This window comes from Pedobacter cryoconitis, assembly GCF_014207135.1.
GTDB classification, from domain to species: Bacteria; Bacteroidota; Bacteroidia; order Sphingobacteriales; family Sphingobacteriaceae; genus Pedobacter; species Pedobacter cryoconitis_D.
Window position 1 is genome coordinate 371,729 of record NZ_JACHCC010000006.1, and the last position, 21,544, is coordinate 393,272.

18 protein-coding genes are annotated in these 21,544 nt (G+C 41.2%); 10 read left to right on the plus strand and 8 right to left on the minus strand.

Features of this window, described 5'->3' with window-relative positions; genetic code table 11:
- Positions 1 to 29: 29 nt before the first annotated feature.
- A complete protein-coding gene (locus HDF25_RS13425) occupies positions 30 to 1,193 on the plus strand; it encodes an RsmB/NOP family class I SAM-dependent RNA methyltransferase (RefSeq protein WP_184625481.1) in 1,164 nt (387 codons plus the stop codon).
- On the opposite strand, the gene HDF25_RS13430 is transcribed toward HDF25_RS13425, so the two are convergent.
- From HDF25_RS13430 to HDF25_RS13445, 4 genes are all read right to left on the minus strand, one after another.
- Complete coding sequence (locus HDF25_RS13430; protein WP_184625483.1) at positions 1,194 to 1,760, minus strand: MarC family protein; 567 nt, start codon at positions 1,758 to 1,760, stop codon at positions 1,194 to 1,196.
- 88 nt (positions 1,761 to 1,848) lie between these two features.
- Positions 1,849 to 3,333: an amino acid permease gene (locus HDF25_RS13435; protein WP_184625485.1), complete on the minus strand. Its 1,485-nt coding sequence runs from the start codon at positions 3,331 to 3,333 to the stop codon at positions 1,849 to 1,851.
- A gap of 184 nt (positions 3,334 to 3,517) precedes the next feature.
- Positions 3,518 to 5,002: an amino acid permease gene (locus HDF25_RS13440; RefSeq protein WP_184625487.1), complete on the minus strand. Its 1,485-nt coding sequence runs from the start codon at positions 5,000 to 5,002 to the stop codon at positions 3,518 to 3,520.
- A 127-nt stretch (positions 5,003 to 5,129) separates the two neighbouring features.
- Complete coding sequence (locus HDF25_RS13445) at positions 5,130 to 7,394, minus strand: sodium-translocating pyrophosphatase (RefSeq protein WP_184625489.1); 2,265 nt, start codon at positions 7,392 to 7,394, stop codon at positions 5,130 to 5,132.
- Positions 7,395 to 7,776: 382 nt separating this feature from the next.
- Between HDF25_RS13445 and HDF25_RS13450 the strand changes: the two genes are divergently transcribed.
- Positions 7,777 to 9,198, plus strand: coding sequence for an APC family permease (locus HDF25_RS13450; RefSeq protein ID WP_184625492.1), 1,422 nt, complete (start codon positions 7,777 to 7,779; stop codon positions 9,196 to 9,198).
- 43 nt (positions 9,199 to 9,241) lie between these two features.
- Here HDF25_RS13450 and HDF25_RS13455 read toward each other — a convergent pair whose 3' ends face one another.
- Positions 9,242 to 9,706, minus strand: a complete 465-nt coding sequence (locus HDF25_RS13455) for a hypothetical protein (protein ID WP_184625494.1) — start codon at positions 9,704 to 9,706, stop codon at positions 9,242 to 9,244.
- Between the two features lie 181 nt (positions 9,707 to 9,887).
- Between HDF25_RS13455 and HDF25_RS13460 the strand changes: the two genes are divergently transcribed.
- Positions 9,888 to 10,850, plus strand: coding sequence for a TIGR01212 family radical SAM protein (locus HDF25_RS13460; protein ID WP_184625495.1), 963 nt, complete (start codon positions 9,888 to 9,890; stop codon positions 10,848 to 10,850).
- Here HDF25_RS13460 and HDF25_RS13465 read toward each other — a convergent pair.
- On the minus strand, positions 10,823 to 11,311 hold the full coding sequence (locus tag HDF25_RS13465; protein WP_184625497.1) for an SRPBCC family protein: 489 nt from the start codon (positions 11,309 to 11,311) through the stop codon (positions 10,823 to 10,825). The two genes, HDF25_RS13460 and HDF25_RS13465, sit on opposite strands and share 28 nt — an antisense overlap.
- Before the next feature lie 323 nt (positions 11,312 to 11,634).
- Between HDF25_RS13465 and HDF25_RS13470 the strand changes: the two genes are divergently transcribed.
- Genes HDF25_RS13470 through HDF25_RS13480 form a run of 3 tightly spaced genes read left to right on the plus strand, consistent with a single transcriptional unit; the run spans position 11,635 to position 14,706 of the window.
- Entirely contained in the window at positions 11,635 to 13,017 is a 1,383-nt protein-coding gene (locus HDF25_RS13470; RefSeq protein WP_184625499.1) for an ammonium transporter, read from the plus strand.
- 41 nt (positions 13,018 to 13,058) lie between these two features.
- On the plus strand, positions 13,059 to 14,093 hold the full coding sequence (locus HDF25_RS13475) for an outer membrane beta-barrel protein (RefSeq protein ID WP_184625501.1): 1,035 nt from the start codon (positions 13,059 to 13,061) through the stop codon (positions 14,091 to 14,093).
- The gene (locus HDF25_RS13480) at positions 14,083 to 14,706 is read left to right on the plus strand and encodes a hypothetical protein (protein ID WP_184625503.1); all 624 of its coding nucleotides are present in this window, start codon (positions 14,083 to 14,085) and stop codon (positions 14,704 to 14,706) included. The genes HDF25_RS13475 and HDF25_RS13480 overlap by 11 nt, the downstream gene beginning before the upstream one ends.
- A 10-nt stretch (positions 14,707 to 14,716) precedes the next feature.
- Here HDF25_RS13480 and HDF25_RS13485 read toward each other — a convergent pair whose 3' ends face one another.
- Complete coding sequence (locus HDF25_RS13485; RefSeq protein WP_184625505.1) at positions 14,717 to 15,190, minus strand: ribonuclease H-like YkuK family protein; 474 nt, start codon at positions 15,188 to 15,190, stop codon at positions 14,717 to 14,719.
- A gap of 216 nt (positions 15,191 to 15,406) precedes the next feature.
- Here HDF25_RS13485 and HDF25_RS13490 point away from each other — a divergent pair, with 216 nt between their 5' ends.
- Complete coding sequence (locus HDF25_RS13490) at positions 15,407 to 17,602, plus strand: bifunctional alpha,alpha-trehalose-phosphate synthase (UDP-forming)/trehalose-phosphatase (protein ID WP_184625508.1); 2,196 nt, start codon at positions 15,407 to 15,409, stop codon at positions 17,600 to 17,602.
- Between the two features lie 19 nt (positions 17,603 to 17,621).
- Here HDF25_RS13490 and HDF25_RS13495 read toward each other — a convergent pair whose 3' ends face one another.
- Positions 17,622 to 19,403, minus strand: coding sequence for a glycoside hydrolase family 15 protein (locus tag HDF25_RS13495; RefSeq protein ID WP_184625510.1), 1,782 nt, complete (start codon positions 19,401 to 19,403; stop codon positions 17,622 to 17,624).
- A gap of 221 nt (positions 19,404 to 19,624) precedes the next feature.
- Between HDF25_RS13495 and HDF25_RS13500 the strand changes: the two genes are divergently transcribed.
- The 3 genes from HDF25_RS13500 to HDF25_RS13510 all read left to right on the plus strand — a co-directional run bounded on the left by HDF25_RS13500 (position 19,625) and on the right by HDF25_RS13510 (position 21,495).
- Positions 19,625 to 19,843, plus strand: coding sequence for a hypothetical protein (locus HDF25_RS13500; RefSeq protein WP_184625512.1), 219 nt, complete (start codon positions 19,625 to 19,627; stop codon positions 19,841 to 19,843).
- A gap of 93 nt (positions 19,844 to 19,936) precedes the next feature.
- Positions 19,937 to 21,244, plus strand: coding sequence for a DEAD/DEAH box helicase (locus HDF25_RS13505; protein ID WP_184625514.1), 1,308 nt, complete (start codon positions 19,937 to 19,939; stop codon positions 21,242 to 21,244).
- Positions 21,245 to 21,246: 2 nt separating this feature from the next.
- Positions 21,247 to 21,495: a DUF1456 family protein gene (locus HDF25_RS13510; protein ID WP_184625516.1), complete on the plus strand. Its 249-nt coding sequence runs from the start codon at positions 21,247 to 21,249 to the stop codon at positions 21,493 to 21,495.
- Positions 21,496 to 21,544 lie beyond the last annotated feature (49 nt).

Sequence of the window (21,544 nt, forward strand, 5' to 3'; positions counted from 1 at the left end):
ACACGCAAGAAAAACAATAGATAAAACAGATGAAGTTAGAATATCAGATACGTTCCTTCGAGGAGGCCTTCAAGCAATACGATGGCCTTTTGCCATTGCACAGATTCCTGTTTACTTATTTTAAGCAGCACAAACAGATGGGCTCGTCAGACAGGCGCTGGGCAACCAGGTATCTGTACAGCTATTTCCGTCTGGGTATGGCCTTAAAAAAAGAGAAGCAGCTGATACGTCTTGCTGTAGCTGATTTTTTGTGTAACCAGACTGAAAGTTTAGTCGTTAGCCATTATTTGCCTCAGTTTAAAGATCAGCTGTTGTTGCCGGTACAGGCAAAGTTAAAATTAGTGGAAGATGCTTTTCCTGCATTTAAACTGGAGGATGTATTTTCTTTTGCGACTGAGTTATCTGAAGGAATTGATACTGTAGAGTTCCTGACGTCATTTTTTATACAGCCGGACTTGTTTCTCCGGATCAGATCAGCTGATCATCAGCAGATATTTGAGCAACTGGTTAAAGCTGAAATAGCTGTCCGCGAAATCAGTGTTCAAACTCTGGCGCTGCCTAACGGAACAAAATTAGAAAAAGTGCTTCCGGATAATCAGTACTATCAGGTGCAGGATTTGTCTTCTCAGAGAACAGGTGAATCCTTCGCTCCAAAGCCTTATGATTACTGGTGGGACTGTTGTGCTGCTTCGGGCGGAAAGTCCCTGCTGCTGCATGATATCGAGCCTAAAATACAATTGCTGGTTAGTGATGTCAGAGAGAACAGCCTCCATAACCTCGATGAGCGTTTTCAGGCTGCTGGTATTAAAAAATATCAGAAGAAGGTATTGGATCTCCAGCAAAACAACGATCAGGATTTACATGATTATGCGTTTGACGGAATTATCCTCGATGCACCCTGTACCGGATCCGGAACCTGGGGACGTACGCCTGAAATGTTGTACTATTTTGAGACTCATAAAATTGAATACTTTTCCAAATTGCAGCAAAATATTGCTGCCCATGTGGTGAAGTATCTTAAGACTGATAAACCGCTTATCTATATTACCTGTTCAGTATTTAAACAGGAGAATGAAGATGTGATCACTTATCTGACGGATAACTTACCACTTAAACTGGAAAGTATGCAGAGTATAACGGGGTATAATGATAAAGCAGATACGATGTTTATTGCCAGACTGATTAAAACCTGATTACAGACCGGTATTGTTTCTGAAGAGTTTAATAGCAATAGCCAGCAGGATCACTCCAAAAGCCTTTCTCAAGACATTCAGACCTGATTTGCCAAAAAGCTTTTCCAGTCTTTCTGTATTTTTGAGAACGAAATAGACAAAGGTCATATTAATCAGAATACCGATAATAATGTTCTGAGTAGCATATTCTGTTTTCAGGGAAAGTAAAGTAGTCATGGTTCCGGCACCTGCGATCAGTGGAAAGGCTAAAGGGACAATCGAAACTGTTTCGGGTGCATCTTCATGAAAAAGAGTAAGTCCGAGTACCATTTCCATAGCAATACAGAAAATAACCAGTGAGCCGGCAATGGCAAATGACTCTACGTCCAGTCCGATGACTTTTAACAGGGCTTCGCCTGCAAAGAGAAAGATAATCATTAAAACAGTGGCAACCAGCGTAGCTTTCTCTGATTCGATATGGCCTGCTTTTCTGCGTAACTGAATAACTACTGGTATGGCACCTAATATATCAATGATAGCAAATAAGACCATTGAGGTAGAGAGTATTTGACTTAGATTGAATTCCATAACAGATCGTTTTGTGTAAATGTAAAATGATTTAAATAAAAAAGCCACTAAGTAGTGGCTTTTTTATTTAAATCATTTTGAAGGCTGCTTAAGACTTTAGTCCGGCATTATATTCATTTCTGATCTTACTATGTTTTTTACTGTAAGTGTAGTAAATAATTACACCTAAAGCCATCCAGATCGCCAGACGTTCCCAGCTCACAATCGGCAGTGAAGCCATCATCAGCACGCAAACGATAACTCCTAATATTGGAATTAAAGGTACCCATGGGGTACGGAATGGTCTTTCCAGATCCGGATCTGTTTTTCTTAAAATCAAGACACCGATACAAACCAGTGAGAAGGCAAATAAAGTACCGATACTTACCATGTGACCTAAATCTGAAACCGGTACCAGTCCGGTGAAGAAACTCACAAAAACCATAAACATCAGGTTAGTTTTCCATGGTGTCTGGTTTTTAGGGTGAAGGTCAGAGAATATTTTTGGTAATAAACCATCTTTACTCATGCTATAGAATACACGGCTTTGTCCTAACAGCATCACCAGGATTACTGAGGTGTAACCTGCAAGAATAGCAATCATTAAAAAGCGGTTCAGGAAGGTATAACCTGTCTGGGCGAAAGCCGTAGCTACCGGTTTGGCATCACCAGCAAATTTGGTGTAATTTTCCAGACCTGTCATCACGTAGGCAAACAATACATATAATAAGGTACATACCACTAATGAACCGATAATACCGATAGGCATACCTTTTTGTGGATTTTTAGCTTCCTGAGCTGCTGTACTTACGGCGTCAAAACCGATGAATGCAAAGAAAACAACACCTGCACCACGTAGTACACCGCTGATACCGAAGTGTCCGAAATCTTCACTGGAGAAAAAGTCGAAGAAACCTTTGGTACCTGCTTTTACAGCCTCTTCACCAGCATTAGGCGGGATGAACGGATGATGATTGGCATGGTTGATGAAACTCCATCCTAAAACAATAAATATCAGTACAACCGATACTTTAACAATAACCAGGATGTTATTTACAGCCGATGAATCTTTCGTGCCTTTCATTAAAAGCAGCGATAGCAGGCATACAATAACAATTGCCGGGATATTGATAATTCCGCCTTCCCATGGGCCGTGTAAGAGGTTTGAAGGGAAGGTAATACCAAATTCGAGAAGGAACTGCGAGAAATACTGAGACCAGCTGGAGGCTACAGTAGCCGCACTCAGGGCGTATTCCAGGACTAAATCCCAGCCGATGATCCAGGCCATAAACTCTCCCATAGTGGCATAAGAATAAGTGTAGGCACTTCCGGCAACAGGAATCATAGAGGCAAACTCAGCATAGCAAAGTCCTGCGAAACCACAACCAACTGCAGCGATAATGAAGGAAAGTATAACTGCCGGACCAGCGTTGTCAGCCGCTGCTATACCGGTAAGGGAGAATAATCCCGCACCAATGATGGCGCCAACGCCCAGGGCTACCAGGTTGAAACTGGTTAGAGTCCGTTTTAAGGTACCCTCGCCACTTTCATTTGCCTCAGCTAATAGTTGTGGAATAGATTTTTTAAATAGCATGTTTAGTTTGATTGTTGTTTGTTTTGTTTTTTAGGATGAGGTTAATTCAAATCCAAACCTAATTAAAATATATTTAAAAATAAAAGGCATTTTCTCCATAAGAACGTTTGGATACCTTTTAAAAAAAAGAAGCCGTATCGGGTTTTGATACAGCTTCTTTTTTTTAATTCATTTTGTAGCAGGACTATGCGTTAAGACCTGCCTTGTGTTCATTTCTGATCTTACTATGCTTTTTACTGTAAGCGTAGTAAATGATTATTCCAAGTCCCATCCAGATTGCCAGACGTTCCCAGCTAACCAGTGGTAAGGAAGCCATCATCAGCACGCAAACGATAATACCCAATATTGGAACTAAAGGTACCCATGGGGTGCGGAATGGTCTTTCCAGCTGAGGATCTGTTTTTCTTAAAATCAATACACCGATACAAACCAGTGAGAAGGCGAACAATGTACCGATACTCACCATGTGGCCTAAATCTGAAACCGGTACGAATCCCGCAAAAAGACTTACGAAAAGCATAAACATCAGGTTAGTTTTCCATGGTGTCTGGTTTTTAGGGTGAAGGTCAGAGAACATTTTTGGCAATAAACCATCTTTACTCATACTATAGAATACACGGCTCTGTCCTAATAACAGCACCAGGATTACTGAGGTATAACCTGCAAGAATAGCAATCATTAAAAAGCGGTTCAGGAAGGTATAGCCTGTCTGAGCGAAAGCCGTAGCTACCGGTTTGGCATCACCAGCAAATTTGGTGTAGTTTTCCAGACCTGTCATCACATAAGAGAACAATACATATAATAAAGTACAGACTACCAATGAACCGATAATACCAATAGGCATACCTTTTTGTGGGTTCTTAGCTTCCTGAGCTGCTGTACTTACGGCATCAAAACCAATAAATGCAAAGAAAACAACACCTGCACCGCGTAGAATACCACTGATACCGAAATGTCCGAAATCATCACTGGCAAAAAACTCAAAGAAACCTTTAGTTCCTGCTTTTACAGCTTCTTCACCTGGATTAGGCGGGATGAAAGGGTGATGGTTGGCGTGGTTGATAAAGCTCCAGCCTAAAGCAATAAATATCAGTACAACTGATACTTTAACAATAACCAGGATGTTATTTACTGTAGAAGAATCTTTGGTGCCTTTCATTAAAAGTAATGATAACAGACAGACAATAACGATTGCCGGGATGTTTACAATTCCGCCTTCCCATGGGCCATGTAAGAGGTTTGCGGGGAAGGTAATACCAAATTCGAGAAGGAACTGCGAGAAATACTGAGACCAGCTGGAGGCTACTGTGGCCGATCCAAGTGCGTATTCCAGGACTAAATCCCAGCCGATGATCCAGGCCATAAACTCTCCCATAGTGGCATAAGAGTAAGTGTAGGCGCTTCCGGCAACAGGAATCATAGAAGCAAACTCAGCATAGCAAAGTCCTGCGAAACCACAACCAACTGCAGCGATAATGAAGGAAAGGATAACCGCGGGGCCGGCATTATCAGCCGCTGCTATACCGGTAAGAGAGAATAATCCCGCACCAATAATAGCACCAACACCCAGGGCGATCAGGTTAAAGCTGGTCAGGGTCCGTTTTAAGGTACCTTCGCCGCTTTCATTTGCCTCAGCTAACAGTTGTGGAATAGATTTTTTAAATAACATGTTTAGTTTAGTGGTTAAAGTGTTTTGTTTTAGGGTAAGTTCAATTCCAAACCTAATTAAAATATATTTAAAAATAAAAGGGATTTTCGCTGGAAATCCCTTTTATTCAGAATAATATATGGTTCGGTTAAGGTTTGATGACGGTGTCTGTTATGTTTTTAACAGTGTCAATTTTGATCTTTCCTCTGGAATCAGTGGATTTTTTGATCTGAATTTCTTTTCTGATTTCTGTATTGCCAGTTGTTCCGGCAGCAGTGCTGATGCCTACAGCAATATGAGGAGCGATAATCAGTGAAACAATGGACATCAGTTTGATCAGGATGTTCATAGAAGGACCGGAGGTATCTTTAAACGGATCTCCAACAGTATCTCCCGTTACGGAAGCTTTGTGTGGATCTGATCCTTTATACTCCATTTTTCCGGCTACCATTACGCCTTTTTCGAATGATTTTTTGGCATTATCCCAGGCACCACCAGCATTGGACTGGAAGATCCCCATCAATACACCCGATACGGTCACACCAGCCAGCAGGCCCCCCAGTACTTCAGGGCCAAAAGTAAATCCGACAATCAGTGGTACAATCAAAGCGATAGCTCCCGGAAGCATCATTTCGCGGATAGAGGCCTCAGTTGAAATAGCGACACATTTTTCATATTCAGGTTTAGCTTTGTATTCCATAATTCCGGGGATATCCCTGAATTGTCTTCTCACTTCCTGGACCATCGCCATCGCTGCCCTGCCGACCGCGGCAATACAAAGAGAGGAGAAGATAAACGGAATCATCCCGCCTACAAATAATCCTGCAAGTACGTTCGCTTTATAGATATCTATAGAAGTGATTCCTGAGATTCCTGCGAATGCAGCAAACAAAGCCAGTGAGGTTAATGCAGCTGAAGCAATTGCAAAGCCTTTTCCTGTAGCAGCTGTAGTATTTCCTACTGCATCCAGCATATCTGTTCTTTCCCTTACTTCTTTAGGCAGCCCGCTCATTTCGGCAATACCACCTGCATTATCTGCAATTGGCCCGAAAGCATCAATAGCCAGCTGCATGGCTGTTGTGGCCATCATACCGGCGGCAGCGATAGCTACTCCATAAAATCCGGCAAAAGAATAAGAGGTATATATCCCGGCAGCAAGTACCAGAATAGGCAGTACAGTAGATTCCATACCTACAGAAAGACCACCAATAATATTTGTCGCATGGCCGGTAGAAGATTGCTGAATGATGGAGTTTACCGGACGGTTACCCATGGCCGTATAATATTCTGTGATCAGACTCATCAGTGTACCTACCAGCAGTCCGACTAATATCGCATAGAAAACAGACATAGAAGTGAACTCAAATCCGCGGATAGACATGACCGGTGGTAATAACCACTTGACCGCAAAGAAAGAAGCGATAGCTGTTAATACAATAGACAACCAGTTGCCCATATTCAGGGCAGCCTGTACACTATCAGTCTCTTTATTTATTTTTACAAACAGGGAAGCAACAATAGAAAAGATTAAACCTAAACCGGCAATCAGCATCGGCAGGAGTACTGGTGCCATTCCGCCAAACTGATCGACAGAGACGATTTCCTGTCCCAATACCATTGTCGCAAGGATTGTAGCTACATAAGAGCCAAATAAATCTGCTCCCATCCCTGCTACGTCTCCGACATTATCTCCAACGTTATCGGCAATAGTTGCCGGATTACGTACATCGTCTTCCGGAATACCCGCTTCTACTTTTCCAACCAGATCGGCTCCAACATCGGCTGCTTTGGTATAGATACCTCCGCCAACCCTGGCAAAAAGAGCGATACTTTCTGCACCCAGTGAGAAGCCTGCCAGCACTTCAATTGTTTTCTTTAATTCTGCTGAAGAGCCTGCCGATCCAGGATGAACAAAAGTCTGGTAGAGAATAATAAATAACCCTCCCAGGCCCAGAATGGCTAATCCGGCAACGCCAAAGCCCATTACCGTTCCGCCTCTGAATGAAACTTTTAAAGCCTGTGCTAAACTTGTTCTTGCCGCCTGTGTGGTTCTTACATTGGCTTTGGTAGCAATACGCATTCCTAAGTATCCTGCGAATGCAGAAAATACAGCACCTATTAAAAAGGCTACGGCAATTATAGGACTGGAGTGGATGGGGCTTTCCGGACTGCCCGAAAGGGTACCGGACCAGGCCAGTAATATACCAGCAATAATGACGAAATAACTGAGAACTTTCCACTCTGCTTTCAGGAAGGCCATAGCGCCATCTGCTATGTAACCTGCCAGTTCAGACATGTTTTTGTCTCCTGCTTCCTGCCGGGTTACCCAGGCACTCTGGAAGGCCATGACGAGGATCCCGATGAGGCCAAATAAGGGGATGAAGTAAATTAAATTGTGCTGTAAAAAAATCATATGTAGTTTAAATTTGGTTTCAGGGTTAAAGGCATGTCCGGCCGTTATACAAAATAAAGAGAGTTTCTGACATTGCCAAATTAATCGTGTTTGGCTGCCACTGTGCAAAATTTTGTAGCTGAGTATTTTAGAGCCGGTTTAAAATTCATCTGCTCATTTGTTTATGCTTCTTTTTAGTGCAACATCGTCTTATTCATTTCAGGTAGGAAGGCTACCAGAAATAAATAATTCTCGTTTCGCATAAAAATATGCTATAAACAATTTGAGCATCTAAATTTAAACCAGCTCTTAGGGTGCTAATATTTTGATAATTTAAATATATTAGCAAACCTTAAACCGTCCTTTGCAGGACATAGAATCAACCAATCAACCAACCAAAAAAATGAACAAAGAAATTCAGGATACCTCCTTCAAAAGAGAGCTGGGGTTATTAGATGGAACCATGCTCGTCGTGGGCTCCATGATCGGCTCAGGTATATTTATTGTAAGTGCTGATATTGCAAGGCAGGTCGGATCAGCTGGCTGGCTAATTCTGATCTGGGTGCTGACCGGCCTGGTAACCGTAATTGCCGCGGTTAGTTACGGAGAACTCAGTGCAATGTTTCCAAAAGCAGGTGGACAGTATGTTTACCTGAAGGAAGCCTATAATAAACTGATTGCATTTTTATATGGATGGAGTTTCTTTGCTGTCATCCAGACGGGTACTATTGCTGCGGTAGGAGTGGCTTTCTCTAAATTTGCGGCTTACCTCTATGAGCCTTTAAGTGATGCCAATATCTTATTCACTGTAGGTTCTTTTCACCTGAATGCAGCGCAACTGGTTTCTATTGTAACCATTATTCTGCTTACTTATATCAATAGCAGGGGAGTGAAGGATGGTAAAATGCTGCAGACATTTCTGACTATTATTAAAATTTTCTCTTTACTGGGTTTAGTGGCGGGTGGATTTTTCTTCGCTGCAAGTACCAAGGTATGGAATGCCAACTGGGCAGATGCCTGGAGTACGAGAGCTTTTGATGCACACAGTGGTTCATGGGTATCCATTGGTGGTACAGCCCTGCTTTCGGGAATTGCTGCGGCGATGGTAGGTTCTCTATTTTCGAGTGATGCCTGGGTAGGGGTAACCTTTATTGCAGGTGAGATTAAAAAGCCTGAACGAAACGTAGGATTAAGCCTGTTTTTGGGCACTTTCATTGTCAGTGTAATTTATATTCTGGCTAACCTGATGTATATCTCTGTCATGCCATTGAATGAAATTGCTTTTGCCAAATCTGACAGGGTAGCTGTAGTAGCTGCTCAATATATTTTTGGAGATATAGGTACTACCACTATTGCTGTGATGATCATGATTTCCACTTTTGCATGTAATAACGGATTGATTATGGCAGGGGCCAGGGTTTATTATACGATGGCTAAAGATGGTCTTTTCTTTAAGAAGGCTGCCGAACTGAATAAGTCAAGTGTACCGGGTTGGGCTTTGTGGTTCCAGTGTATCTGGGCTTCTTTCTTATGTCTGACTGGGAAATATGGTGATCTGCTGGATTATGTAATGATCATCGTGGTTATTTTTTATATCCTGACGATCTTCGGGATTTTTATCCTGAGAAAGAAACAGCCGGATACTGTTCGTCCTTATAAGGCTTTTGGTTATCCGGTATTACCTTTTGTTTATATCATCGTAGCAACAGCTATTTGTGTCGCGCTGCTGATCACAAAATTCAGTACCTGTGGTTGGGGAGTATTGATTATGCTGGCTGGTATACCAGTGTATTATCTTTCTAAACCTAAAGAGGTTTCTCTGTAATATTGAATTTATGCGCTACGCTTAATCAGCGTAGCGCATAAAATTATTTGATCAGGTTTAATTTACCTGCTTCTTCCAGTTCAGCATCGACGCTGTCATCAAATTTAAATCTGTAAAGCTCCCACTCATCCTTTGGTTTGTAAAAGATAAATGTAAACCGGAGGGGTTCATTCTCATGTTTAGCGAGATAGCTAAAAAAAATGAAGCTGGAAGTCGCTTTTTTACTCATTATCCGTTCTGCTCCGTTAAAGGCACCGATCACTGAGGTGGTAGCGGTTAGTTTCTCCTTTAAAGTATTTATCTGCTGCAGATTGGATGCTCTTAATGATTTGTTCGTGCCAAAAATATAATCGACAGCATCGCCGGGAGAGCTTTCATATTTTTTAAAAAAGGTATCTATAATCTTTTGTAATGCAGGATCTGTAGCTTTTACAACTTGTGCATTAGCGATACCGGAGCCGGTCATGATTAAAGTTAATGCGATAAATAAGGTCCGCAGACGTTTCATAGCTGTGATGTTTAATTTTAAGGACTCTGTCTATTAGAGGATTAAGGTATTGAATTTCTGCTGATGATCCAATAAAATATAATATTTAAACAGCCATTAGGACCGAAAGAGGAGGGAATTACTTTCGGATGTCTGTTGTTATGAAATAAAGCTGTATTTTTGCAGAAAAAAGAAAAAGCAATTGGGAACTCCATTAGATTCAGGCATAAAAGGTTATAACAATTACGGTACTCACCTTAAAGAAAAGTACAAAGGACAACGTGTGTTCAAAGTAATTGTTGATGGCGGGTTTACCTGTCCTAACCGGGATGGCAGTAAAGGTTATGGGGGATGTACCTATTGTAATGTAGATTCTTTTACCCCTGAACTTTCCAGGAAATTACCTACGATCAGAGAACAGCTGGAGCAGGGAATGGAACGTGGTAAGGGTTTTTATAAGGCGGATAAATTTATCGTTTATTTCCAGCCGAATACCAACACTTATGCGCCTGTACATTATTTAAAGATGATGTACGATGAGGCTTTATCAATTAATCCAGAAGATGTAGTTGGTTTTTCTGTAGGTACCCGCCCGGATTGTATCGATGCAGAAAAAGTAGCGCTGCTGGAAAGTTATGCAGACCGTTTTGATGTGGATCTGGAAATGGGGATGGAATCTATTTATGATGAAACCTTAAACCAGATTAACAGAGGATGCAGTCACGGGGAATTTGTAGAGGCTGTAAAACTGCTGGAAAACAGTAAACTTGATCTTTGTGTGCATACTATCTTTGGTTTTCCATGGGAAACAGAAGAAATGATGCTTGGATATATCCATGAAATCAACAGGTTTCCACAGATTAAATTTGTTAAATTCCATCACCTTCACATTGTGGAAGGCTCAATCATGGGGGTTAAATACAAAAAAGAACCATTTAAGCTGTTTACGCTTGAAGAATATACCGATCTGTTATGTAAACTGATTCCATTACTGAGACCTGATGTAGTTATTCAACGGTTATTCGGTATTTCAGACTGGGATTTATTGATCGCGCCTAACTGGGGATTAAATAAATCGTCTATTCAGACTTACATAGACCGGGAAATTGAAAAAAGAGGAGTCATACAGGGTTCTGCTTATGTGCCTGTTGCTGCTGCGGTATAATCTCCGAATAAGGCTATTGTTTTCTGTTTTCTGAAATCAAAAATGTGTTGCAGTTTAGTGGCAATGAACAGGCTGTTTGCCATAGTTCCAAAGATCCCCATCGGTAAACCATACGTTAGTATATCAGTCATTTCAACCCCACCTTCTATTGCTTTGAAGTGATGCTGGTGGTGCCAGAATTTATAAGGGCCGAACCTCTGCTCGTCAATAAAATATTTATGCTCCTCCACCTGGGTGATCTCTGTCATCCAGTTTAGTTTAATCCCTGCTATCGGTGATACTTTATAAGTGATAATCATTCCGGGATACATCTTTTCTGTTTGTTGTAAAGGAGAAGTTACTGTAAAAGCCATCTCAGGAGGAGTAATCTTAGCCAGATTCATTGGAGAAGAGAAGAATTCCCATGCTTTATCAAGACTGACCGGCAGATTCTGAGAGAATTTAAGGTGAAAAGCTTTCATAATTGGAGGGCAAAGATAGAAATCTTCAAATTAACACAGAAAGTAGGTACGTTGTTTTGAGTTTTTTCACTGAAAACAGAATAAAAGTAATTATCATATATTTTTGTGTGATTTTTTGAAGTTATTTTAAATAAGTACCTCTTGTTTTGTGTTAAAATTCTAAAAATGAATTTTTATGATGTGTTTTTGTTGTTTGTTAGTGTTGTTTTGTGGTTTGTTTTTGATTTTTATTGGTTAGTAAATGTTAATTGTTGAATTTTATTGATATTTTTATGTTAATTACATAATAAATCAACTAATTAACCAATAAAAATATAATATTTATGAATAAAGTTCTGTTTAAACAGGTTATTCCCTTTGTAGTTCTTGCAATTGTGGCGATCGCAGCTCTTTTTGTTCCTTTACATGCTGATTTTAGTGCTGGAAAGTATAATGCGGCAGATATTGCGTGGATTTTAGTGGCAACTGCACTGGTTTTCTTAATGACTCCAGGTCTGGCTTTCTTTTACGGGGGCATGGTTCACCGGAAAAACGTGATTTCCACGATGATAAAAAGCATTGTTTCTGCAGGGGTGATCAGTGTATTGTGGGTGACTGTAGGTTTCAGTCTGGCATTTGGTGAAAGTATACACGGGCTGATCGGGAACCCATTAACTTTTCTGTTTTTTCAGGGCGTAAATTCTGGTCCGGCCTGGAGTCTTGCGCCAACTATTCCGCTGACCCTTTTTGCTTTATTTCAGCTCATGTTTGCCATCATTACACCTGGGCTGGTTGTAGGTGCTGTTGCTGAACGTATCCGTTTTACTTCTTATATCCTGTTTATTGTTCTTTTTGCCATATTCGTCTATTCTCCGCTGGCTCACTGGACCTGGCACCCGGATGGTATCCTGTTTAAAATGGGGGTACTTGACTTTGCCGGTGGTACAGTAGTGCATATTTCTGCAGGTATGGCTGCACTGGCAGGCGCCCTCGTCCTTAAAAGAAGAAGGGTACATCAGGATCATCAGGAGATACCTCCGGCAAATATCCCTTACGTATTAATTGGTACAGGTCTTTTGTGGTTTGGCTGGTTTGGCTTTAATGCAGGTTCGGCACTAGGTGCAAACAGTCTGGCGGTATCGGCCTTTGCCACAACTAATATCGCTGCGGGTGCTGCTGGTCTTTCCTGGATGTTTTTTGATGTGTTGAGAGGAAAGAAACCATCTGTACTGGGTTTTTGCATCGGTGCTGTAGTGGGTCTGGTTGCGATTACTCCGGGTGCTGGCTTTGTCGCTATTCCACACAGTATTTTTATCGGTGTTGCAGCTGCGATTATTTCTAACCTGGCCGTGATGTGGAAATCCAAAACTAATCTGGACGATACGCTGGATGTGTTTCCCTGCCATGGTGTGGGCGGTATAGTAGGTATGTTGCTGACCGGTGTTTTTGCAACCAAAACAGTCAATCCGGCAGGTGCTGACGGGTTATTTTATGGGAATGCAAGTTTCTTTTTCACGCAGGTGAAAGGAGTACTTATTGTAGCGGTATTTAGTTTTGTAGTATCCTTTGTGATTTTCAAACTGATTAATGTGATCCAGCCAATCCGGGTAAGCTCTGAAGAGGAAGAAGAAGGCCTTGATGCCAGCCAGCATAACGAGAAGTATTCTCAGGGAACACTGATTGTCGCTTCTACAGGTGTCGAAATGGAGCATTCTCCATTGAGCTGACCTGGTTTCTATCATCCGCAACCTCAACCAAGCTAACCGATATGAAGATTAAATCTTTTTTTACACTGTCTGCGCTCACCATGAGCGCGGCCACTTATGCTCAGGAAACCACATCCTCTACACCATTGCAGATTTCGGGAGCGGCCGATGTTTATTATAAATACGATTTTTCGGGAAAGCCGAATATCGGGACAAGTTTTGCAAATGATCAGAATTCGGTGTCTATAGGAATGATTGATCTGGCTTTAAAGAAAACCACTGGTAAAGCGTCTTTTGTAGGGGAGTTGTCTTTTGGGCCGAGAGGACAGTCGGGATCATTGCCCACTGGAGAAGCACTTAACGGGGATAATTCATTTCATATTCAGAATCTGTATATGTCTTATGCTTTTACAGGAAAGCTGTCTGTTACAGCAGGGTATATGAGTACATTTATCGGGTATGAAGTCATTGTGCCTACGGGTAATTTTAATTATTCGACTTCTTATTTGTTTACGAACGGGCCCTTTCAGAATGCAGGTATCCGGGCTAATTATGTTTTTTCGCCAAAGATCGCATTGATGGTGGGGTTGTTTAATGACTGGAATGTTTATAAAGATGTAAATGGGGTAACTCATTTTGGCGCACAGCTTACCTTGGTTCCTGTAGATGGGTGGACAGCTTATTTAAATGTACTCAGTGGAAGGGCTGCAGGGGCGGTGGGTACAGGTTCAATTTATGACCTGACCACTTTTTATCAGCTTAGCAATAAAATCAAAATAGGTCTGAATGCGGCTGATTATACCGTAGCAAATCATGGTGGCGGACACAGTGGGGCGGCACTATATCTGCAAAATTCATTTACTCCAAATTTTGCGCTCGGCCTGAGAGGAGAGTACTTTAAAATTAAAGACGTGCCCGATCTGAAAGGTTCATCGGTAACTTCAGTAACCTTATCCGGAAATTTAAAAGCAGGTGGGCTGACATTCATCCCCGAAGTAAGGTTTGACAATGGTTCGACTGCCAGATTTGTTGATCATAATCTTGATCCGACAAAAAATGCTTCACAGTTTTCGTTAGCAGCAGTGTATGCTTTTTAAATGGAGTATAATTCTTACAATACACCGGTTCAGATGGGCCGGTGTATTGTTGGTTCTGCTGATTACATCGTTTAAGCTGAAATCTCAAAGCCTGAAAACAGAACAGGGGCTGCAAAAAGATGAGCAGGGAAAATATATTCATTATGAAGTAGTAGAAAACCGGGCCCCTGGCGATTCGCTGATGAATAGGGCGGTTACTTTTTTTAGCTTAAAAAAACTGGATGTAAAGCAATCTGTGGATGGGTTGCTGAAGGGAACGGGTAAATTGATTATCAGTAAAACAGCATTTGTATTAACACATCCTTCGGGAGAAATCCGGTATAACTGGTTATTTGAAACCAAAAAAGGGAAATACAGATTCTGGCTGACAGATTTTCTGTTTATCCCCTATCAGCGTGACCGCTATGGTAATTTTGTTCCTTCAACTACCCGGGGTATAGCTTTAGAAACCAATCCGGGTAAATTAAATTCTGGGGAATGGTCTTCCTGCGTAAATGAGACGGGAAGACAATCGGCTGCCCTGGCCGCTGAGTTCAAAGAATACTTGTCTGCATCGCAAAAGGCCAAACCTTTTCACGAACCCGATCGTCCTGTTTCTACCCGAAGCTGGTAAACCTGCCTGGCTAATGAACCATTTTATCTGCACAGGTTGAGCTGGCAAAAGCCTCTGGTTTAGCTTTGAAAATAAACCCCATGCTTAAAATGTATCCCATAGCCTCGTTCAGTGCTTTGTTCGACTTGAACATCGGATTGGTATTGATGTCCGCATGAACTTCCAGATCCACATCATACAAGTCCAGCAGATCACATACCGCATAAGCAGTTTCTATAGATTTTTGGACTTCAATAAGCATTCTTTCTTTAATGCTCATTTTCTGCGTGGTTTTTTCCTGATGGATATACATGAAACCTCCATGCTGTTCTCTCAGTAAAACAATCACTGTTGCAAAATCTGTAGTAGCTCCTTTTACCTGCGAGTCGGTACCAACGCATACTTTAAGATGATAGCCTTTTTCAGTTTCCCTGATAATAGCTTTTTCTACTTCTTCCAAGATCGGCGAGTGTATCACTTCGCCATTGAATTTTTTCCACATCATACGTTATTGGTGTTAGCATAACAACCCGTATTCAGGTTTCCTAAAATTAGAATGATTATGTTAAAGATACGTTAAATTTTTATTGTTTATTTGCTAACAATCAGGAGGTTGTCAACATTTTTACTTGAACAGGACTATTTGTGTTAATAAATCTGTGTTTCTTTAAAAGGTAAAAATTCAAACAATATGTAAGATGCCTTGTTCATTATTCAGAACATGGTCAATAAAACAATTATAATATCGAACAGGTTACCCGTAAAAATAGTAGAACAGGATGGGGAGTATTTGCTGAGCCCAAGTGAAGGAGGGCTGGCAACCGGTTTGGGGTCGGTTTATAAAAAGGGGAATAATATCTGGGTCGGATGGCCCGGCCTTGAAATCCCCGAAGAAAGACAGGAAGAAGTCTCCAGGCAGCTGGCCGAATTAAACCTGATCCCGGTATTCCTGACTGCTGATGAAATCAATCTTTATTATGAAGGTTTCTCTAATGAAGTCCTGTGGCCGGTATTTCATTATATGGTCACTTACGCCAATTTCGAACAGGTTTACTGGGATTCTTACCAGTGCGTAAATCATAAATTCAGAACTGTTGTTAATGCATATCTTGAAGAAGGGGATACCATCTGGATACAGGACTATCAGCTTTTATTATTACCTGAACTGATCCGTGCCACCAAACCTAAAGTAACTATAGGATTTTTTCAGCATATCCCTTTTCCGTCATATGAGATCTTTCGTATTATTCCCTGGCGTGAAGAACTGCTCTCGGGGATGTTCGGTGCAGATCTGATTGGGTTTCATACCTTCGATGATGTCAGACATTTTTTAAATGCAGCTTCCCGTCTTTCTCTGGCAAAGGTTTCAGATAATGTAATCACTTATAAAGACAGACAGGTTGTTGTTGAATCTTTTCCTATGGGGATAGATGCGGCCAGGTTTGAGCAGCTGACGGATGATGCAGTGGTAGCAGAACACATCAGCTCTCTTCAGGAAACTATGCCTGGTTGCAAGCTTATTCTAACTATCGACAGACTGGATTACAGTAAAGGTATCTTACAGCGTTTGCTGGCTTATGAGTTATTGCTGCAAACCTATCCGGAATATACAGACAAATTGTCTTTATATATGATCGTGGTACCTTCAAGAGATACTGTACCCAGATATAAAGAACTAAGGGACCAGGTCGATCAGTTGGTCGGGAATATCAATGCCCGTTTCAGAACGCTGAGCTGGTTACCTGTACATTATTTTTACCGCTCTTTTCCTGTAGAATTCCTCTCTGCTTTATATAGCACAGCCGATATCTGCCTGGTTACGCCAATGCGGGATGGAATGAACCTGGTCAGTAAAGAATATGTAGCCAGCAGGGCGGATAATACAGGAGTACTGATTTTAAGTGAGATGGCCGGCGCTTCTAAAGAACTGAACGATGCACTGATTGTGAACCCTAATAACATAGGTGAGGTCATGAGGGCAATTGTACAGGCGATCAATATGCCTGTCGAAGAGCAGAAAATGAGAATGTCAGGGATGCGGGATATCGTGAAGAAGTTTAATATACATCATTGGGTCAGGAATTTTATGGACAAGTTAACCGAGGTAAAACAAATGCAGGAATCATTGTTAACAAAATACGCGGTAAAAGCCGTAAGGGAGCAGATCAGACTGGATTATGAAAAAGCCGGAGACAGATATATTTTTCTGGATTATGATGGTACGCTTGTTGGTTTTCAGGGAGATATAGATAAAGCATCACCAGATGAGGAGATCTATACTATTCTCCGGCAACTATCAACTGATCCTGCTAATAAAGTTGTGATTGTCAGTGGGCGCAGACATGAAACATTAGAGGAGTGGTTTGGACATCTGCAACTGGACTTAATTGCAGAACATGGCGCCTGGCAGAAACATTACGGGCAAGGCTGGAATTCTCTGCCTTTATTGACAGATCGCTGGAAGCAGGAAGTCAGAACAGTACTCGATACTTATACTGATCGTACGCCAGGCTCATTCACAGAAGATAAAAGTTATTCACTCGTCTGGCATTACCGTAAGACAGAAGAAGGATTGGGTGAACTCAGGGCAAACGAGATCTTCAATCACCTGAAAAGTGCAGTTACTGATAAAGGTTTGCAGATGATGCCGGGTAATAAGGTAATTGAATTCAAAAATATCGAAGTTAATAAAGGAAAGGCAACTTTAGCCTGGTTATATGGAAGTCATCCCGATTTTATAATTGCCTTTGGTGATGACCATACAGACGAAGATATCTTTAAAGCGCTTGATCCCAAAGCCTATACAATAAAAGTAGGAAGTAATATCTCGGCCGCAAGGTATTATCTGCGAAATTTTGAAGAAGTCCGCGAGTTCCTGAAAATGCTTGCAGAAACCACGCGGAATTCCTCAGAATAAGATTCAAAAAACAGACCTGTTATAAAAAAACAGGTCTGTCCAGTTTAATGGCAATCCGGTGTGCTGCATTCATTAAACCGACATGACTGTAAGCCTGTGGGAAATTTCCCCATTGACTGCCATCATTTTCATCTACATCTTCTGCAAAAAGATCCAGATGATTACCATATCCAATCAATAATTCAAACTCCCTTATTGCATCGTCGGTCCTGCCTACAATAGCCAGTGCTTCGACGTACCAGAAAGCGCAGATCAGGAAGGTAGTCTGAGGTTTGCCGAAATCATCAGTATGGCGGTAACGGTAGAAGAGTCCGTTAGCACCTTTGAGTTCCTGCTCTAATGCAATCAGGTGATCTTTTGCTCTCTGCGAATCAGGATCAAGGTAATTCATCAGGATAAGCTGTAAAGTGCTGGCATCGAGGTGTGCACTGCCTACCGCATGATTATATACTTTCCTTTCAGGGTCATAGCAAGCTTCGATGTGTACTGCTGCTCTGCTCATCAGCTGGCTTGCCCTTTCTTCAAACGCTTTGTTTCCTATAGTTCTGGCCATTTTCAGGGCCGCACCTGCACCTGCCCACTGGAACAGGTTAGTATAACAGTGCATATTGGCCTGATTTCTGAATTCCCATATACCAGCGTCCTTTTCATCAATCGTATTTTCAATTTTGGTCAGCAGATAATCAAGCCATAGGACCGAATCTTTACGTTCATCGAAAATAAAGCGGTTGTCTGTATATAATGGGAGCATCGAGATCAGTACCTGGCCGTAGATGTCGTTTTGAATGTGTTCATAAGCCTGGTTGCCTACCCGTACAGGCTGGTTGCCCATATAACCTTTCAGGTTAGTCAGGATACGTTCAGTGAGTACTCTTTCCCCGGCAATCCCAAAAAGTGGCTGATAACGTTTGTCGTCCCTGAAAGAAATGTCCGTGATATAGTTAAAGTACTTTTCCATTTCTTCAAAATGACCAATGTGATTCAGTGAAGTGATCACATAATAGGTATCTCTCATCCAGCAATAGCGATAATCCCAGTTACGGGTACTTCCCGGAGACTCGGGCAGGCTGGTTGTACTGGCTGCAATAATGGCTCCGGTATCTTCGTACTGATGGATTTTCAGTACTAATGCAGAACGGATAACCAGAGACTGGTGAAAACCGGCGATAGTTGAATGTTTGATCCATGTTCTCCAGTACTTTTTGGTTTCAGTAAGGAAACGTTCTGCAGTACTTTCGATTGGTGCATCTAAATCATGACCATAGGTCAGGATCAGGTATTTTGTATCATTGAGTGCAAAATATTTCTGATCCTCAATGTAAGAAATAGAAATGTTTGTGCTTAACTGCATATCTTGCCCGGTTCCGGTAAACTGGATATGATTACTTCCTCTTGATCCCAGTTGTTTTCCTTCACCATAATCATAGACCGGATTACAGGTTACTTTAATCCGGGGATTTCCTTCAAGAGGTTCGATCTTCCGGATCAGCATTAATGGTTTATAGTAACGTTCGTACTGGTGAAATCTTGGTGCAAAATCGGTAATCCTGTATTTCCCTTCCTCATTACTGATTTCGGTACAAAGGATGTTGGTATTTTCCAGGTAATACTGGTTTGATTTATAAGCTCCCTGAGGAAGGATAGAAAACTCTCCACCCTTTTCCTGATCAAGGAGTCCGCCGAAAACGAAAGAACTGTCAAATCTTGGCCAGCATAACCAGTCTATATTAGTGTTTTTGTTGATGTGCGCTAGAAAGGCACAGTTCCCAATTATTCCTGTCTGATAGGTATGTCTCTCCATTAAATGTGATTTTTTATACTATTAGAACAAAATTCCAGCCCATTTGTTGTCTCAATGCGTATTTAATAGCTGGTAATTGTGCATTAATTTTGCCCGGAATTTTGGAGAATATGATGTAATTTATTGTTACATTTATTCTGGGCGGTGGCAGTAATATTTGATGTTACCGGTCGTTAAATCAATTAATTAACCCGAATCAATCCTCATTAAAAAAATTAGAGATGAATACAGAACTGATGAATGAATTCTATTTACTTCAGCAAAGCAGGTCTAATGCTAAATATCTTGATATTCTGGAGGAAAAAATATACTCTCCTATTCAAAAGGCGAATAATAAAGTCACTTCCTGGATGACAAAGCGGGGTCAGATGCTGATGAAGCTGGAAAAGAATGCGCAGCTGCGGATGAATAAAATCAGAAAAAAATTCTTAAAATACTAGTCAATCCTGTTTTACTCCATTCTTAGAGTCTGTAAACAATTTTATCATCTAAATTTAAACAGGCTCTTAGCTTAATTCCGTTATCTTTGCTGCATGATGGTAGAAAAGGTATTGGGTAATTTAAAAATCACTTCTTTGAATGAAATGCAGCAGGCAGCAATTGCCGCTACAGCAAAAGGGAAGGATCTGGTTTTGCTTGCGCCAACAGGTTCAGGTAAAACTCTTGGCTTTTTATTGCCCGTTTTAAAAAACCTTGATGCTGCTGTAAAGGGTGTGCAGGCCTTGGTATTAGTCCCTTCAAGAGAGCTGGCTTTACAGATTGAACAGGTATTCAGACAAATGGGGACTGGTTTTAAAGTGAACTGTTGTTATGGCGGTCACCCAGTGAAAACTGAAAGAAATAATTTTGAACAACCTCCTGCGGTGTTAATTGGCACACCAGGACGAATTGCCTACCATCTGAGAAAAGAGAATTTTGATGAATCATCGATTACCACGCTGGTACTGGATGAATTTGACAAGGCACTTGAATTCGGTTTTCAGGAAGATATGTCCTATATCATAGGTAACCTGCTTTCTTTAAAGCAGAGAATGCTTACTTCTGCTACGCAGATGGAAGCTATTCCTGAATTTACTGGTCTGAAATCTTCCGTAGAGGTGAATTTCCTGAAGGATGTAAAAGTTGCACCAGACCTGAAGCTAAAAAAAATTATGACAACAGCAGAGGATAAACTGGATACTTTATTCGAACTGATCTGCAAAATCGGAAATAAAACAACCCTTATCTTTTGTAACCACAGGGAAACCGTTGACCGGATCAGTGATCTGCTGATCGATAAAGACCTGGCGCATGACATTTTTCATGGAGGTATGGAGCAGGACGAAAGGGAGCGTGCGCTGCTAAAATTCAGAAATGGAAGTATTAAAATCTTAATCACTACCGACCTGGCTTCAAGAGGACTGGATATTCCTGAGGTTGAATATATTATTCATTACCAGTTACCTTACACAGAAGATGCTTTCTTACATAGAAATGGCCGTACAGCACGGATGAATGCTAAAGGGACAGCTTATTTAATGATGACTGAAGAGGATAAATATCCTTTTCTGAAAGGGGATATCGAGGTAGAGAAACTGAAAGGAAATTATCAGTTGCCAAAGGACAGCCAGTGGCAGACCTTATATATTGCAGCGGGTAAAAAGGATAAGGTAAATAAAATAGATATCGTAGGTCTGCTGCTTAAAAAGGGCGGTCTGGAAAAGGATGATGTCGGACTCATTGAAGTGAAGGATCAAAGTTCATATGTTGCTGTGAAGCGTAATATGGTTCCTAAAGTGCTTTCGGCTCTGGCCAACGAGAAAATAAAAAATAAGAAAGTTAAGATAGAAGTAGCGATGTAATTATGAGTAACAATGACATTTTAAAAAAACTCCGCGTAGCGCTCGAGTTGAATAATGAAGATATTATTAAAATCCTTGAACTGGTAAATTTTAAGGTGACAAAAAGCGAATTGGGATCATTCTTCAGAAGTGAAGACCATCCGAATTTTAAACCATGCGGTGATCAGATCCTGCGTAATTTCCTGAATGGATTAGTTATTTTTAAAAGAGGACCGAGAGTAGAGAAACTGACTCCTCCGGGTATTGGTTAACCGGCCAGTCTCTCAGAATCCCGGAAATTAGCCCGTATTTTTTGAAAAC

What these genes read in the sequence shown, in the direction of transcription:
- HDF25_RS13465 (WP_184625497.1), bottom strand. Translation starts at nt 11,311, where the DNA reads ATGAAAGCTTTTCACCTTAAATTCTCTCAGAATCTGCCGGTCAGTCTT.
- HDF25_RS13475 (WP_184625501.1), top strand. Translation starts at nt 13,059, where the DNA reads ATGAAGATTAAATCTTTTTTTACACTGTCTGCGCTCACCATGAGCGCG.
- HDF25_RS13490 (WP_184625508.1), top strand. Translation starts at nt 15,407, where the DNA reads ATGGTCAATAAAACAATTATAATATCGAACAGGTTACCCGTAAAAATA.
- HDF25_RS13450 (WP_184625492.1), top strand. Translation starts at nt 7,777, where the DNA reads ATGAACAAAGAAATTCAGGATACCTCCTTCAAAAGAGAGCTGGGGTTA.
- HDF25_RS13480 (WP_184625503.1), top strand. Translation starts at nt 14,083, where the DNA reads ATGCTTTTTAAATGGAGTATAATTCTTACAATACACCGGTTCAGATGG.
- HDF25_RS13495 (WP_184625510.1), bottom strand. Translation starts at nt 19,403, where the DNA reads ATGGAGAGACATACCTATCAGACAGGAATAATTGGGAACTGTGCCTTT.
- HDF25_RS13445 (WP_184625489.1), bottom strand. Translation starts at nt 7,394, where the DNA reads ATGATTTTTTTACAGCACAATTTAATTTACTTCATCCCCTTATTTGGC.
- HDF25_RS13485 (WP_184625505.1), bottom strand. Translation starts at nt 15,190, where the DNA reads ATGATGTGGAAAAAATTCAATGGCGAAGTGATACACTCGCCGATCTTG.
- HDF25_RS13455 (WP_184625494.1), bottom strand. Translation starts at nt 9,706, where the DNA reads ATGAAACGTCTGCGGACCTTATTTATCGCATTAACTTTAATCATGACC.
- HDF25_RS13440 (WP_184625487.1), bottom strand. Translation starts at nt 5,002, where the DNA reads ATGTTATTTAAAAAATCTATTCCACAACTGTTAGCTGAGGCAAATGAA.
- HDF25_RS13425 (WP_184625481.1), top strand. Translation starts at nt 30, where the DNA reads ATGAAGTTAGAATATCAGATACGTTCCTTCGAGGAGGCCTTCAAGCAA.
- HDF25_RS13470 (WP_184625499.1), top strand. Translation starts at nt 11,635, where the DNA reads ATGAATAAAGTTCTGTTTAAACAGGTTATTCCCTTTGTAGTTCTTGCA.
- HDF25_RS13505 (WP_184625514.1), top strand. Translation starts at nt 19,937, where the DNA reads ATGATGGTAGAAAAGGTATTGGGTAATTTAAAAATCACTTCTTTGAAT.
- HDF25_RS13510 (WP_184625516.1), top strand. Translation starts at nt 21,247, where the DNA reads ATGAGTAACAATGACATTTTAAAAAAACTCCGCGTAGCGCTCGAGTTG.
- HDF25_RS13430 (WP_184625483.1), bottom strand. Translation starts at nt 1,760, where the DNA reads ATGGAATTCAATCTAAGTCAAATACTCTCTACCTCAATGGTCTTATTT.
- HDF25_RS13500 (WP_184625512.1), top strand. Translation starts at nt 19,625, where the DNA reads ATGAATACAGAACTGATGAATGAATTCTATTTACTTCAGCAAAGCAGG.
- HDF25_RS13435 (WP_184625485.1), bottom strand. Translation starts at nt 3,333, where the DNA reads ATGCTATTTAAAAAATCTATTCCACAACTATTAGCTGAGGCAAATGAA.